At 41.1% G+C, this 15,651-nt stretch carries 15 protein-coding genes and 2 tRNA genes; 6 read left to right on the top strand and 11 right to left on the bottom strand.

All coding sequences use genetic code 11. The annotated features are described in order from the left end of the window. Positions 1-110: 110 nt before the first annotated feature. Positions 111-1,991 carry a potassium transporter Kup gene (locus tag M5F03_RS12315; protein ID WP_078193161.1) on the bottom strand — a complete coding sequence of 627 codons (1,881 nt, stop codon included), beginning with the start codon at positions 1,989-1,991 and terminating at the stop codon, positions 111-113. 122 nt (positions 1,992-2,113) lie between these two features. On the opposite strand from M5F03_RS12315, the gene M5F03_RS12310 reads away from it, so the two are divergent. The 3 genes from M5F03_RS12310 (at position 2,114) to M5F03_RS12300 (ending at position 3,125) form a co-directional block, all read left to right on the top strand. Next, a tRNA-Ser gene (locus M5F03_RS12310) sits at positions 2,114-2,204 on the top strand. Positions 2,205-2,632: 428 nt separating this feature from the next. Next, on the top strand, positions 2,633-2,860 hold the full coding sequence (locus M5F03_RS12305) for a hypothetical protein (RefSeq protein ID WP_078190515.1): 228 nt from the start codon (positions 2,633-2,635) through the stop codon (positions 2,858-2,860). Between the two features lie 189 nt (positions 2,861-3,049). Continuing rightward, positions 3,050-3,125: transfer RNA gene (locus tag M5F03_RS12300), tRNA-Thr, on the top strand. A 51-nt stretch (positions 3,126-3,176) separates the two neighbouring features. On the opposite strand, the gene M5F03_RS12295 is transcribed toward M5F03_RS12300, so the two are convergent. The 3 genes from M5F03_RS12295 to M5F03_RS12285 all read right to left on the bottom strand — a co-directional run bounded on the left by M5F03_RS12295 (position 3,177) and on the right by M5F03_RS12285 (position 6,613). Next, positions 3,177-4,004, bottom strand: coding sequence for an SAM-dependent methyltransferase (locus tag M5F03_RS12295; RefSeq protein WP_180127364.1), 828 nt, complete (start codon positions 4,002-4,004; stop codon positions 3,177-3,179). A 1-nt stretch (position 4,005) separates the two neighbouring features. After that, complete coding sequence (locus M5F03_RS12290) at positions 4,006-5,304, bottom strand: FAD-dependent oxidoreductase (RefSeq protein WP_249708463.1); 1,299 nt, start codon at positions 5,302-5,304, stop codon at positions 4,006-4,008. A gap of 430 nt (positions 5,305-5,734) precedes the next feature. Further along, positions 5,735-6,613, bottom strand: coding sequence for a pirin family protein (locus tag M5F03_RS12285; protein WP_078190517.1), 879 nt, complete (start codon positions 6,611-6,613; stop codon positions 5,735-5,737). A 328-nt stretch (positions 6,614-6,941) separates the two neighbouring features. Between M5F03_RS12285 and ycaC the strand changes: the two genes are divergently transcribed. Together ycaC and M5F03_RS12275 are read left to right on the top strand one after the other, a co-directional pair. Further along, a complete protein-coding gene (ycaC, locus tag M5F03_RS12280; protein ID WP_078193174.1) occupies positions 6,942-7,568 on the top strand; it encodes an isochorismate family cysteine hydrolase YcaC in 627 nt (208 codons plus the stop codon). Positions 7,569-7,676: 108 nt separating this feature from the next. Then, positions 7,677-8,600: a LysR substrate-binding domain-containing protein gene (locus M5F03_RS12275; RefSeq protein WP_180025069.1), complete on the top strand. Its 924-nt coding sequence runs from the start codon at positions 7,677-7,679 to the stop codon at positions 8,598-8,600. Between the two features lie 67 nt (positions 8,601-8,667). Here M5F03_RS12275 and ahpC read toward each other — a convergent pair whose 3' ends face one another. The 4 genes from ahpC to M5F03_RS12255 form a co-directional block, all read right to left on the bottom strand. Next, the gene (gene ahpC / locus M5F03_RS12270; protein WP_078190520.1) at positions 8,668-9,231 is read right to left on the bottom strand and encodes an alkyl hydroperoxide reductase subunit C; all 564 of its coding nucleotides are present in this window, start codon (positions 9,229-9,231) and stop codon (positions 8,668-8,670) included. Positions 9,232-9,513: 282 nt separating this feature from the next. After that, entirely contained in the window at positions 9,514-10,101 is a 588-nt protein-coding gene (gene ssb, locus M5F03_RS12265; RefSeq protein ID WP_078193176.1) for a single-stranded DNA-binding protein, read from the bottom strand. A gap of 51 nt (positions 10,102-10,152) precedes the next feature. Then, positions 10,153-11,517, bottom strand: a complete 1,365-nt coding sequence (locus M5F03_RS12260; protein WP_111884498.1) for an MFS transporter — start codon at positions 11,515-11,517, stop codon at positions 10,153-10,155. A 155-nt stretch (positions 11,518-11,672) separates the two neighbouring features. Next, positions 11,673-12,758, bottom strand: a complete 1,086-nt coding sequence (locus M5F03_RS12255) for a DUF475 domain-containing protein (RefSeq protein WP_078193178.1) — start codon at positions 12,756-12,758, stop codon at positions 11,673-11,675. Positions 12,759-12,965: 207 nt separating this feature from the next. Here M5F03_RS12255 and tenA point away from each other — a divergent pair, with 207 nt between their 5' ends. Continuing rightward, positions 12,966-13,631, top strand: a complete 666-nt coding sequence (gene tenA, locus M5F03_RS12250; protein ID WP_249708462.1) for a thiaminase II — start codon at positions 12,966-12,968, stop codon at positions 13,629-13,631. 111 nt (positions 13,632-13,742) lie between these two features. On the opposite strand, the gene M5F03_RS12245 is transcribed toward tenA, so the two are convergent. From M5F03_RS12245 to M5F03_RS12235, 3 genes are all read right to left on the bottom strand, one after another. Beyond that, positions 13,743-14,465 carry a hypothetical protein gene (locus M5F03_RS12245; protein ID WP_249708461.1) on the bottom strand — a complete coding sequence of 241 codons (723 nt, stop codon included), beginning with the start codon at positions 14,463-14,465 and terminating at the stop codon, positions 13,743-13,745. A 166-nt stretch (positions 14,466-14,631) separates the two neighbouring features. Continuing rightward, a complete protein-coding gene (locus M5F03_RS12240) occupies positions 14,632-14,970 on the bottom strand; it encodes a GlpM family protein (protein WP_078190528.1) in 339 nt (112 codons plus the stop codon). Positions 14,971-15,104: 134 nt separating this feature from the next. Next, on the bottom strand, positions 15,105-15,488 hold the full coding sequence (locus M5F03_RS12235; protein WP_249708460.1) for a hypothetical protein: 384 nt from the start codon (positions 15,486-15,488) through the stop codon (positions 15,105-15,107). Positions 15,489-15,651 lie beyond the last annotated feature (163 nt).

Raw genomic sequence — 15,651 nt, 5'->3', positions numbered from 1 at the left:
TATGTCTTTGGACTAAAAAAGTTTAATTATTACAGATAAAAAAAGCCAGAATTGATCTGGCTTTTTCGTGTCTAACTTTTAAATCTATGCCTAAAAGTTCAATCTACGTCTTAAATTTCAATCTGACTGCCCAACTCAACCACACGGTTGGTTGGAATTTGATAAAAATCGCTGACTGGACTGGTATTTCGCTGCATAGAGATAAACAGCTTTTCTCGCCAAGGTGCCATGCCTTCACCCAAGGTATGAATAATGCGGTCTCGGGAAATAAAGAAACTGATTTGCATTAAATCAAATTCAAAGCCCAATTCACGATACGCATGCTCCAAAGCGGCAGGAATATTCGGCTGATCTTTAAACCCATAAAACATGGTGATTCGATAGAATCGATCATCTAGTTTTTCCGTGATCACCCGCTCATTTTCGGGTACAAATGGCACATCTCGGGTGTTGACCGTAACCATAATATTGCGTTCATGCAGAACTTTGTTGTGCTTAATATTATGCAACATGGCATGAGGCACGATCTCAGGCGTTCCTGTCAAGAATACGGCATCACCTGGAACAAACTTGGTTTCACTACCCATGCTGACACTGCGAATAAACAGGTCAATAGGCAAAGCATCTTTACCGAGTCGATTGAGCACCAATGCCCGTCCATCTTTCCATGTCATTAAAATCGTAAACAATACCGCACCAATCAGGATTGGAACCCAACCGCCCGCTGCAATTTTTAATGATGTCGATGCAACAAAAATCAAATCAATCAATAAAAATGGCACTGCAAAAATCGCCACTTTCCATACCGGCCAACGCCATAAACCATAAGCCAAAACTGAGATCAAAATCGTACCGCAGAGCATGGTCATGGTCACAGCTACGCCATACGCACTGGCCAAATTCGCACTGTTTTCAAACAGCAAGATCAAGATCAGCACCGAGATAAACAATGCCCAGTTAATAAATGGCAAATAAATCTGACCACGTTCAACTTCAGAGGTATGTTTTACTGTCAAACGCGGCAAATAACGCAATTGAATCGCCTGATTGACCATAGAAAACACCCCTGTGATCACCGCTTGAGAGGCAATCACCGCGGCCGCTGTCGCCAAAGCAATCATTGGATACAGTGCCCATTCTGGGATCAGCATATAAAATGGATTGGCTAAAGCTTCTGGATTACGCAGTAGCAAGGCACCTTGGCCTGCATAGTTCAACAGTAAACACGGCATGACCACAATAAACCATGCCAAGCGGATTGGGAGTCGGCCAAAATGCCCCATATCGGCATAGATTGCCTCACCACCCGTCATCGTCAAGATAACCGCACCCATGGTCAAAAACGCAACATAAGGCTGCTGTACTACAAAATTGAAAGCCCAATGCGGACTGATCATCGTCAACACAAATGGCGTTTGCGAAATACTCCATAGCCCAAAACCACCAATGGATAAAAACCACATAAGCGTCAAGGGACCAAAGAATTTACCCATCGTGCCTGTGCCATGGCGTTGCACTAAAAATAGCCCCGCCAAAATACCGATCGATAAGGGTTGCAGCCATTGGTTAAACATCGGCGTCGCAATACTTAAGCCTTCAATCGCAGATAACACAGAGATTGCGGGGGTAATGATCCCATCACCAAAGAACAAAGATGCCCCAATAAAGCCAAGGGCAATCAGGTAGATTTTTTTGTTTTCGGCAATTCGTGTGGTTCGTAGATTCAAGGCCAACAGCGACATAATGCCGCCCTCGCCATTGTTATCTGCGCGCATGATGATGCTGACGTATTTAAAACTAATCGTCAGCATGATGCACCAGAAAATCAGGGACAGAATACCCAGCACAGACGCTTCGCTAATCGCCAAGTGTGCTGTGAGGAAACATTGGCGCAGCGCATATAACGGGCTCGTTCCAATGTCTCCGAATACTACGCCCAAAGCTGCCAAGGTGATGGCAGGCAATGCGGCTTTTTGTGCAGTACTTTGCATATAATTGTCTTCAATTTAGACAGGATTTTTGCGAATCATAGCACCGCTCAAGATGTTTTTGTCTAATTCAATTGTTTCTCTTGGCAGAATATATTTTTTTCGCTATTATCCACCGCGCAAAAGGTGAAGTGTCCGAGTGGCTGAAGGAGCACGCCTGGAAAGTGTGTAAACGTTTATAGCGTTTCGAGGGTTCGAATCCCTCTTTCACCGCCAGAATAAACTGCAATGCCAAGCAGAATGAAGGTCTAAATTGATAAAATTTAGGCCTTTTTTAATTTTATTGTTCTCAATATTAAATATCCCCCTAATTGATCTTCTATTTGTTTAGCTCAATAACTTCACAGTATTTGAGTCCTGATTGATGGATTTAAATCACATGTTTTTTTCCTAATGCATGACTTATGGATTTTTTATTGGCAGCAAGAAAGACACGTTTATTTACAAATACAAATTTTATATTCTAAAGACAATTACTTAAGCCTATGCTAAAAATAAATCATCCTCTCAATATAGGTGCTATTCAAAAAATTATTCATTAATTTAAACATCATAGAACTGAAACGCGATTGCGGTACTTTTAACTTGATCAACAAAAAACTTAAAAAACACATTTCATATATCACTGCTATTCGGGAGAGAACATGAATAACAGCCAGAATTATGTTAAGCAGATCAAGAACGCCAAACGTGGTGGCTATACCCCAACCCTTGCCAAAGACATCAATAAACATAAAATTCAAAAAGCACAGCGTCTGATTGACGAATGGCGAAAGCTCGCCAATGAACTCCGCCCCCAAATGCAACTGGAGATGGCATATACACTTGAAGAATGCGCACAGGATCTAGACCAAATTTTAAGAATGAAATAGCACCCAACGTTCATCCATCCTATTTTTTCGCCCACATCTTGTGGGCGAAACATTGCCTAATTTTATTTCTCTGGTTTTAGAGCCAAACATCGGTTGAATGCTGAATAAATCAAACGTATAAATTACATTCGATTTGCTGTTTTTTTAACTTGCACCACTTCAAAAAATCTGTAGAATGCATTCCACAACGCCGGCATAGCTCAGTTGGTAGAGCAACTGACTTGTAATCAGTAGGTCCACAGTTCGAATCCGTGTGCCGGCACCATTTCTTAGCCTCGCTTTTTAGTGAGGCTTTGATGTTTTTAGAGCCGCTCTTTTATGGCTTCCTCGCGCTAATCTGCACATAACGAATCAGCCCGTCTCGATACAACTTTTCGCACAATTTTGCCGTCATCTTGATTTTGAATTGATCCACATGACTCAGGCTCATCTGACTTTTTTGTTCTTGAATATAATCTGCAAAACCCTGAAATACGAATTCGCTGATATCTTCAATCTGGATATTTTCGAAACCTGCCTGTTGCACTTGGTGTTGTAAATTTTGTTTTGAATTTAAATTTTTCAAATTCACATCTGCTGCTTTCAACAGACTTTGATATTTCAATCGTTGCAATGAATTTAAATTCAAAAACGCATCAGACAACATTAAATAGTGAAAAGCAAAGCGCCCTTTTGAATTCAAAACATTAACAACTGATAAAAGCAATAAATTCAAATCACTATGATACGCAGCATCAATACACAGCACTGCATCCATACAGTTTTGTGGATAAATATTTTTTAAATTCAAAAATGAATCTTGTTGTATTTCGATTTTTGAATTTAAATTTTTTTGGATTTTTTCCACACATTCGGTTTGCAATTCGACTGCGGATAAGTTTTGAATTTGAAAATGTTCCATCCAAAAAACCAAGCTCGCGCCCTGCCCACAACCAAGGTCTAAAACACGATCTGTAGATTTTAATTGAATGGATTCGGCAAGATGGAAAGCGAGTTTTTGACAGGCTGCAGGATAGGATGATTTTGCATCATCCCAATAGCCCAAATTACTCCAAGCAAGTTCCGCATCATCTCCGAGTAGTCGACTGTTAATCGCATATTTATGGCTAGGGATGTGCTGACGAATTGCTTGAAGCCATTTCATGTTAGTAACCGAGTTGAGGGGCAACCTCCACTTTAGGTTTTAAACCCACAAACGGCAATGGTGCACCAAAAATTTCTGCAATGTGCATAGCAGACGTTACCGCAGACTCTAAAATCGGCAGACCGTCACAAGACCATGAGCCACAGAAGAAGACTTTACGCTCAGGCGATAAATGTCGTTGCTGTAACTCTTTATTCAGCGCCACGGTATGAGAATCCACCACTGCGCGTGTCAAACTAACCGAAGAGATCACTTTTTTAGGATCAATCGATGTCACTGGCTGCCAAGTTTGGAACACTGGAGTTTTACCCACCAAGCTCGGCTCGATTGAGTTCAGCCACACGGTAAATTGCTGACGGGTAAATTTACGATCCATCATATAACTTAGTACAGACCAATCTTTGCGCTTTGGCGGCATCACGGTTTGATCGGTGTGAATCACCAACTGACCTTGCTCAAATTTAAATTTCTTTAAGAGCTCAATATCATCAGCAAACTGGGTTGGATCTAAAAATTCTTCCGTTTTGGTGGTTGGTGTCGCAACAACCACGCGATCGAATAGATGATGTGCTCCGGCCTCAGTTTCCACCAAGACCTTATCGTTTTGCTCGTGCACTTTGGTAATTGCCGTACCACTTTGAATATTTAAACCTTCAATCAGCTTATCAACCAACGCAGGTGTACCACCTTGGATACGCAACAAGGCATCGCCATTGGTCAATTGACGCAAGAAAATCAACAACGGTTTCGCAGGCCATTCGCCAATCGTTTTCGGGTTACAGGTGCAAATGGTATACAACACAGGCATGACCGCACCATGCCAAAATACTTCTTCAATTTCATTTTTATTAATGAACTCGGCAAGCGTGATGTCCTGATTTTTTGATTTAAAAAATCGAGTGATCGCGGCTTTAAGTTGCAACATTCCTTTGACTAAACGCCAGCCATATTGTTGTAAGCCTTTACGGTTATTAATAATTGGGAAATTACCAATACGGCTACGACTAGTGGTCAACCACGTTTCTGTACGATCTTCAAATAGCCAACTGCATGCCATATAGGTACGGACGGGGAAAGTTTTAATCCCTAAATGGGTCGCCAAACTTAAGGTATTTTTCCAGAGGTGTGGATTCATCACACGCAAAGGGGCATCGATCAAGCCACCTTCAAACTCAGTGCTGTGGCTATCCATACCACGACCAGGCAGAGCTTCGAAAATTGTAATGTTATGCCCTGCGTCTTTAAGAATTCTTGCGGTAGCCAGCCCAGCCATGCCACTACCGATGACTGCAATTTCCAATTTTCTTTTCCATCTATAAAACACAGTTTAAAAGTATGACTGATCAGAAGTTAAAAATAGCTATTAAAAAATACCAGATTCGCATTTTTTGTATGGATTTCAGTACAGCGGTTTTTAAGTTAAATTTACAAATATTTACAGTCAAAAAGCACACAATTTAAGCTTTGTTTTTTAAACATATTTTTCTTTAAAATTTTAATTACCCTATAAAACCAAACAATTAAATTAACCATTTTTATAACTTTCGGTTTACTTTAAAGCCAAGTACCGCTAAGATGCGCCACATAAGAAAGTGATAAATTCATCACAATTTATAAAAAGTAAAATGATATTTAAATCATGACAACAATAAATACTACAGCGCTTAATAAAAAAGCCTCTGACTGTTCAGAGGCTTTTTTTTCGGCTATTTCAACGGCATGATTTTCACTTAAGCTTCATGCGCCAGTGCAATTTCACCAAATTTTCCGTTATTGAAATCATCAAAGGCTTGAATGATTTCAGCTTTGCTATTCATCACAAATGGGCCATAACCTTGAATCGGCTCATTTAGTGGCTCACCGCTAAGCAACAAAAATTGTGTGTCCTGCAACGCTTGTAGCTGAATGGCGATATCGTCTTTGGCAAACATGACCATCGAACTGTCTTGCACTTTATGGCTTTCATTCACCACAACCTCACCCTTCAAGACCACCAAAATGGTGTTATGCCCTTCAGGTACATGTAAGGTGGTTTCATATTGAGCTTTCAACTCACCATCCCAGACATTCACTGGACTAAAGGTCTGTGCTGGCCCAAGGTGACCACCCATTTCACCGGCAATCACCCGAATATGGCCTGCACCTTCATCCATGTCTATGCGAGGAATATCTTGGCGTGTGATCGCTTGGTAACGAGGCTGAGTCATTTTGTCTTTTGCCGGTAAATTCACCCACAATTGAACCATCTCAAAAAGACCACCTGCTTGAGCAAATTCAGGCGAATGAAATTCTTCATGTACCAGACCCGACCCTGCGGTCATCCATTGCACATCGCCTGTTTGAATTGTGCCGCCACCACCACTTGAGTCTTTATGAGTCACTTCACCGCTGTAGGCGATAGTCACGGTTTCAAAACCACGATGTGGATGTGAACCCACGCCATGCTGTGCAGTGGTGGGATCGAACTGATAAGGTGCCGCATAATCCAAAAGCAAAAATGGGCTAATGGCCTGACCTAGACGATCATAGGAGAATAAGCTTTTGACTGGAAAACCATCACCCACCCAATGCATTTGCTGATTACGATAAACACCAATTACTTTTTTCATTTCTTAGCTCCTATATTCATACGATAGGATGAACATAGCGCTTATTTTAAGCTTTGAAATACTTGCTGACCATCATCCAAATAGCATTATATATCTCAAATATAGAACAATAATCAGTAATACAATCTAAAATTTACTCAAAAACAAGCATTGATTTGGAAAATATAGGGGTTTAAGTCATATTCAACAATGAATTATCCCAATATTATGATTGTTTTTCTCATTTAAACCCATTCCATTATCCCATTTTTATAGCTATGCTAAATCGAGTTAACACGCAGACTTCATCTGATCCTGCGTACTTGCAAACAGGAAAGAGGACAATAAAATGGGCAAACCTTACGTTCGTTTAGACAAAGACAATGCCGCGGTACTTTTAGTTGACCATCAAACAGGTCTACTTTCATTGGTTCGCGATATTGATCCAGATAAATTTAAAAATAATGTGCTTGCACTGGCTGCAGCCGCGAAATATTTTAATCTTCCAACAATTCTCACCACCAGTTTTGAACAAGGTCCAAACGGGCCATTGGTTCCAGAACTCAAAGAAATGTTCCCTGACGCACCTTATATTGCACGACCAGGTCAAATTAATGCTTGGGATAATGAAGATTTTGTGAAAGCAGTCAAAGCAACCGGCAAAAAACAATTGATTATTGCCGGTGTAGTGACTGAGGTTTGTGTGGCATTCCCAACCTTGTCTGCTTTAGAAGAAGACTTTGACGTCTTTGTGGTGACCGATGCTTCAGGTACTTTCAACCATTTAACCCGCGACTCAGCGTGGGAACGTATGACGCAAGCGGGTGCACAGCTCATGACGTGGTTTGGTACCGCGTGTGAATTACACCGTGACTGGCGTAATGATATTGAAGGTTTAGGTGCGCTTTTCGGCAACCATATTCCAGACTACCGTAACCTCATCAACAGCTATACGCAAAATACTGAAAAGAAATAATCCTCCAGTAGTAAAAAGCGGCTTCGAGCCGCTTTTTTTTATACCTGATGTATAAATTGACGTATGATAATTGGAATTGAAATAATTTTTCACTGCATAAGGTGATCCATGCATTCATTTGATGACTATTACTACTTTTACTTGGTGGTGAAACATGGCGGTTTTAGCGCTGCAAGTGAAGCATCGAATATTACAAAATCAAAATTAAGCCGACGCATTTTAGATCTTGAAGCCAAATATAATGTCACCCTTATTCAGCGTTCTACCCGACACTTTAAGGTCACGACATTAGGCCAAGAATTGTATGAAGAATGCATAAAAGTGATCGAACAAGTCGAATGTGCGCATCAGGTGCTCTTGAAGCAAAAAAGTGAACTTGAAGGCTTGGTTAAAATTAGCTGTCCACCAGTCATGATGGAACATCAAATTCGCCCCTTGTTAAATCAGTTTTTAAAAGATCATCCCAAAGTTCAGGTCGAACTCGAGCTGTCTAGCCGCCGTGTGGATGTCTTACATGACGACATTGATTTGGCGATTCGCACCAATTTTAGTAAGAATGAAGACTCGAGTATTATTGTACGTGACGTGATTAAAACCGTGCATTGCTTAGTGATTAGTCCTGAACTTTTACAAGGACGCGAGTTAAAGCATATTACCGAATTGACAGAATTTCCGAGTATCGTTTTGGGCACACAGAAAAACCGCTATCAATGGCATTTGCATCATACGGGACAGCAAGAACAGATTGAAATTGCCTTACAGCCTCGGATTAAAAGCAATGACTTAGCCGGTACTTATTATGCAGCACTCGATGGTTTAGGCATTGCAGACTTACCCTATTTAACCGTGCAAGCAGATATTGAGGCAGGTCGTTTAATTCACCTCTTCCCCGAATGGTGCTCAAATGTCGGTACGGTGCAATTGGTATATGCTTCGCGCAAAGGTCAACGCCTAGTCATGGAAAGATTAATTGACTATTTAGTCGATGGAGTTCGTGGCTATGCTCCAGAACATGATGGCTATTTAGTCTAATGATCTAAACCACAAAAAAGCCAGAACTGAGTTCTGGCTTTTTTAAATCTACGGTTGGATCACCAAATTAGATTTTACCCACTAGGTCGATCGATGGTGCAAGCGTCGCTTCACCTTCTTTCCATTTTGCAGGACATACTTCACCTGGGTGTGCATGTACATATTGAGCAGCTTTTACTTTACGCATCAATTCAGAAGCATCACGACCAATACCACCTGCATTGATTTCAACGATTTGGATTTTACCTTCAGGGTCAATTACGAAAGTACCACGGTCAGCAAGACCATCCGCTTCAATTAAAACATCAAAGTTTTTCGCAAGTGTCCAAGTTGGATCGCCAACCATTGGGTATTCGATTTTCTTAATTTCTTCAGAAGAATCGTGCCAAGCTTTATGCGTGAAGTGTGTATCAGTAGATACTGAATAAATTTCTACGCCCATTTTTTTGAATTCAGCATAGTGATCAGCAAGATCGCCTAATTCTGTTGGACATACAAAAGTAAAGTCAGCAGGATAGAAAAACACCACAGACCATTTACCGTAGAAGTCTTTTTCTGAAACTTCAATAAATTGACCGTCTTGGTAAGCGGTAGCGTTAAATGGTTTTACTTCAGTATTAATTAAACTCATTTGATATTCCTCTAACTCATTTCAGGGATTGCTTATCTGTTGAAGCTAGAATACGAAATATCAAGCCATAGGTAAAACCGAACTTTTTTATAAAAACTATCGGATTTTTAGATTTATTATTTATATTAATATTAGATTTTAATCGACGCTACCAATCAATAATCTATTCGCTCAATGCTGAACACAGTACTGGCAAACATTTAGATACACATAAAAAACCCTCAAAATTGAGGGCTTTTTTTGATGATGATCTACCGTTTTAAACGCTGTGTTTAAGGTTCATTAGAACGGTAAGTCATCATCTAAATCTGCTGCTGCAGGAGCCGGTGTCGGTGCAGGCTGTTGTTTTGGCGCAAAACCACCTGGGTTGTTATTGCCATAGCTATTGCCTTGAGCCGGTTGGTTATTGCCATAACCGCCTTGGTTTGAGCTATTACCGTAGCCACCTTGGTTTTGGTTATTGTTATAACCACCTTGTTGATTATTAAAACGAGGCTGACCAAAATCACCGCCTTGACCTTGTTCGCCTTGTTGGCGATTATTGTCAAGCATTTGCATTTGTTCACCACGAATTTCAGTCGTGTAACGCTCTTGACCGCCTTGATCTGTCCACTGACGAGTACGTAATGAACCTTCAATATACACTTTAGAACCTTTGCGCAAATATTGCTGTGCAATTTCACCTAAGCGGTTATGTAACACAATACGGTGCCATTCTGTTTGCTCTTTACGTTCACCTGTATTTTTATCTGTCCATGAATCACTCGTTGCAATTGAAAACTGAGTGAGAGAACCACCATTTGGGAAAGTTTTTGTTTCAGGGTCACGACCCAAAGTACCAACTAAAATGACCTTATTTACACCACGCATCAGACGTATTCTTCCTATTTGTTTCTATTATTTACTTTATAAGAGTTATGCTTAAATGGCTACCTCTTTCCCTAACAAGTGCGTTAAATGTTGTCGCGCAGATTCATCCATCTGCTGCTTATCCACTTTTACATAAGCCACTTGCTGGTCAGACATCACCACAACTTCTTCAATACCACGAATTGCTAAAAGCTGAGAAGTCCATTCATCCGTTTCTTTATCTTCAGGCAAACTAAACACCATAGACGATAAATAACGCGGCTGAGCCAACCCAAAACTAATGATCAACCATAAAATGGCTAGCCCTGTCAGGATGCCCCATCCCATTGCCGTATCATTTAGCAACAGAAGTTGCCCACCAATCATACCACCAAAAAATGCCCCCAGAAACTGACTGCTGGCGTTCACCCCCATGGCAGTCGCTTTGGATTGAATTGGAGCTGCTTTCGATAACCATGACGGTAATAATGCCTCCATCACATTAAATGCGATAAAGAATAAACCTAAGCCTGTCAGCAAAATATATTTTGATTCGAAACCAAAAATTAAGATGCCCAATCCTAAAATAATGCCACCAATGGCGGTCAAGAAAATGCCGCGCATTTTGCGATATTTTTCCGCCAAAATAATACTTGGAAAGGCAAAAAACAGGCTCACGACCAAAAGCGGCAAATACACCAGACCATGTGAATGTAATGGAATATTGGCAAAGTCAATCAACTGAGACGGCACATAGATAAACATCGCTGTGAGCAGTAAATGCAATGAAAAGACTGAAACATGTAAACGATTTAGATCAGGCATTTTCAGTACTTGCTTTAACTGCGTCAGATAACCTTGTTGAAAATTTTTATGATGACGCGTTACTTTCGGTACCAATAGCAACATCGCAATCGCGGCAAGTCCCATGATGGTGGTCACCCAAAATAAACCCGAGATGCCGACTAAACCTGTGAGCCAAGGCCCAAGGCTGAACGCGACCACAAAGGACAAACCGATACTCATCCCCATCATGGCCATGGCTTTAGTACGTTGTTCTTCACGTGTGACATCGGCTAACAAAGCCATCACTACGGCAGATACAGCACCACCACCGGCAATCGCACGCCCGATAATTACGCCATAGATGCTATCGGACATCGCCGCAATTGCACCGCCTAAAGCAAACAACAGCAGCCCGATCACCACCAACGGTTTACGGCTATAACGGTCTGCAATCAAACTAAACGGAATCTGTAAAATCGCTTGGGTCAACCCATAGACACCCACCGCTAAACCAATGAGTGCCGGTGTTGCCCCTGCATATTGCTGACCTGCCACAGAGAAAACAGGAATAATCATGAACAGCCCCAGCATACGTAAGGCGAAAATACTACTCAAAGCAAAAGTTGAGCGTCGTTCAAGAGCATTCATCATAGCTGGTTAAAAATTCATTAATCTTGGAATGGGATTATAGGACATTCAGCTTAAAGCGAAGCAGGATTTTTATTGATTTTAAATATCCTGATGATTGGACAAATAAAAAGCGCAGCTGACGCTGCGCTTTTTGGGAGATTTTAGGCAAATTTAAATTAGCCTAGATTTTCTTGACGCTTTTTATATTGAATTGAGGCAATCACAGCCCAAACAATAAATGCCACACCAATTAGACCCGTTACTACTTCAGGGACATGAAGACCTGTGCCACTCGCCAACATAATGAAGGCCAAAGCACCAATCGCATAATGCGCACCATGTTCAAGGAAGATATAAGCATCTAAGGTGCCTTTATCCACTAAGTAAATGGTCATTGAACGCACGAACATAGCACCAATAGCAAGACCGAGCATAATGATTACCACATCAGAGGTAATCGCAAATGCACCAATCACACCATCAAAACTGAATGAGGCATCGAGTACTTCAAGGTAAAGGAAACCACCAAAACCTGCTTTGATCACGCCCGTCGGTACGCCATTTGCGTCATGTCCAACCGCATTACCGTTTTCATCAACTTCAGGTTCACCACCCAATAAATGACTCAGTACTTGGACACCGATATACACCACGATCCCCCAGATACCCGCCATCACTACCGCTAGACGAGAGGCTTCGGCCACGTTTGCTGCCATTATCAATAACGCAATTAGGGCAATAAACACGGACATCGCAGGAACGTTTGCAAGATTGGCCAAACGGCGCTCTAGCCAACGGAACCAATGGGTATCTTTCCCTTCATCTAAGAAGAAGTTCAGGAACACCAACAATAAGAAAGCACCACCAAAGGCCGCAATTTCTGCATGATGGGCCATCAATTTTGCAGAGTATTCAATTGGATTATTCAATGCCAATTGCACCACTTCCATAGCGCCCATGTCTGCAGTAACAGCCACGATCACAATTGGGAAAATCAGACGCATACCAAAGACAGCAATCACGATCCCGACGGTTAAGAAAATCATTTTCCAAAAATGATCCCAACCACGGAGTACAGATGCATTGACAACGGCATTGTCAAAAGACAAAGACACTTCCATCACCGCTAAAATGGCAGTGATGGTCAGTGCTGTCAGCATGGCTTGCACACCTGCATTTGGGCCATGATTCAGACCCCAATATGCAGAAATGGCAAGACACACGATCGTAAAGACGATTGAGAAACCAAAATGTTTCATCATGATAGATCGACCTATTCATTCAATAAGATTTCAAAATGAGGGAATACCCAGTTTGAAGCTAAGTTTATGGCGCAATTATGCAGCTTTTCAGGATTGAAACCAAAAATTATTCGTTACATTTTGAATAAACACTCTAAGATGGAGGCTCTCAATTACATCGCATCATGGTGTAGACCCGTCTTTCATTTTTAACGACAGGAATGTTCAATGCGTTTTTCTGAAGAAGTTTGGCAACGTAATACCGCGTTATATCAGCAGATACTCCATCTACCTTTTAATCAGGAATTGGCTCAGGGCAGTTTAAGCCGCGACGCCTTTTGTCACTATGTCATTCAGGATGCCCATTATTTATTGGCCTATGGTCGTGCACTTGCAGTGTGTGCAGCCAAGGCATTTGATGCCGACGATGTGATTCAGTTTTCTGAAGCGGCAAAAATTGCCATCGTGGTGGAACGCAGTCTGCACAATGACTTTATGCAAGGTTTCAATATTAGCAAAGAACAGTTTGAAAATACTCCACTGACCCTTGCCTGCCATCATTACACTTCATTTCTAACAGCGACAGCATGGTCAGAAAGTTACCCTGTGGTCCTTGCCTCACTCCTGCCTTGCTTTTGGATCTATGCTGAAGTCGGCAAAGCCATTGTCAGCCAATCTGTGCCTAATAACCCTTACCAAGCATGGATCGACACCTACTCAGGTGAAGACTTCAATACTGCTGTGCAAAACGTGATTCAAACTATTGATCGAGTGGCGGCTCGCTGCGATGCAGATACAAGTGAAAAAATGCATGCGGCTTATACGAACGGCGCAAAATTAGAATGGATGTTCTGGGACAGCGCGTATCAACAGCGCACATGGCCCGTTGAATAAACCTGTGATTTAAGCTGTATAAAAAATTAAGGATCTAAAATTGCTTTTAGATCCTTTTTTAATATGGTTAGATTCGGTTTTTAGAATGACCTTGCACGATCATTTTAGGCATTAGCGTTTAAAACGATACCATCCGAGAAAAATCCCCATCGCGATAATCACCAAAAAAATCGCAAAACGTGCTTCACGCAACTCACTGCGTGCTGCTTTGCGTTCCTGCATCTCTTCTGAATGAAATTGTGATTTGATCATCGGATCTAGTTGAGCAATAGCCAATAAATCCTTAGGTTTCTCACCTTTACCTAAAATGAAATACAGCCCTTTCACCTGCATTTCATTGAGTTTACCCAGTTCAATATTCAGTTGGGTAGCTTGTGCATTATAGTCAGGTACCCAATCTTCTACGCGGGCATATACATGGGCACGACTGGTATCAAAGAGTGATGCATCCTGCACTTTCTTGCCAGTTTGATCTTCCAGTTGTTCACTCAAATCTGAGAATTGGGACAGTACATAGTCTTTTTTCTGTGCCAACTGTACACCATCAAAAGCATACTCTTGTATTTTTTGTGCAGGATTATTTTTCAACAATAAACCTTGCGGAACGACTTTAAAGGCCAGAACAGTATTGTCAGGGACTTGGTTGGTTTGCAGTACCATATAGACCACAGACCATAGCTGTTCATTTTGCCCGACCGCAGGCACGCTCACGCTATAACGCTGCTCGGCTACCGGGTCAATAAACTGTTCAAACGCGAGGATTTGACTGTCTTCAGCCCACAGGATTTGGCTTGAAAACATGAGGCAGATGATCACCCAAAATTGTTTTAACATTATTTGCTCTTATCATGATTATTTGCTGTTCTGTCAGAATTATAATTAAATATTCAAACACTTACATTTAAAATCACACATTTAACGATTGGAAATTCATCATAATTTTAGCCAAATCTATAGTTTTATAAATAATCTGAATCAGTACCGATATTGGCTTTGCTGCTTACTGAAAACTCTGCCATGCATAAATCAAAACAGCCGCAGCAAGCACCCAACTCAACGTTGCTACACTCAAACATGCCGTTAAACTCATACGTGTTGCGAGCAGGTACACCATCAATAAATAAATGAAATAGGGGATGAGAGACCAGAGTCCAAACAGTGCTGTTTTTTGTAATGCGGCTGCACCCTGATCATTTGCCACGATCACATGGGCAATCAACGCAAAAGTCGGAAACAATGGAACCAAACCTGCAATATAAAACGCCTTACTTTTAGACAGCAAAGCAATTAATACCACAACAAAGGCACCCATTAAGCTTTTGAGAAATAAGGACAACATGGCATTCTATAGTTTCGAGAAAACTGCATTTTACGCCTTTCCTGCGATAGTCCTGAGATTTTCCAATGGATTGTTATGCACATGACACAGGAGATTTAAACGATGAACTCAAAAAAGTCATAGCGCTTTTATCTTTATGCACCTTTACACCATAGGCTAGATGTAAAGCGCGCTTTTTGTTGCTCAGCCATTTGCTTAAACTGCGCTTGAACTTTTAAATCTTCAGCACTCATCAAATGTTGATTGTTTTCAACAATTGCCAAAACCAAATCAAACTGTTGAGGAATTTTTTCGCAGGCCAGCTGCTTTTTTTCAGCTTCTGTTTTGGCTTGACCTAATTTCGCAATATACAGATCAATTTTTTCACTTTCGGTATTCAGCGCCAAAGTTGCTTGTTCTAAGCTGTCATATTTTTGCGCTTTCGGTGTGTGGTTCGGGGTACATGCACTCAAAAACACACTACACATCAATAAACCCATCACACCTAATGTTGGATTGAGATGAATTTGCCATTTCATGTTAAAAGTCCTAGATTGCTGATTTGCAGATGTTTTAGGGCATCGGCACAGACAGCTATATTTTGATTCGGCCATTTTTCTCACAAAGTCACGCATAAATCTAGGTTTAAATTACACTTGAACATTTTTCATGCGCTATCATATATAGGTTTTTCGATGAATA

It is taken from the genome of Acinetobacter amyesii, from assembly GCF_023499985.1.
GTDB classification, from domain to species: domain Bacteria; phylum Pseudomonadota; class Gammaproteobacteria; order Pseudomonadales; family Moraxellaceae; genus Acinetobacter; species Acinetobacter amyesii.
This window is presented reverse-complemented; position numbering and strand designations above follow the sequence as displayed.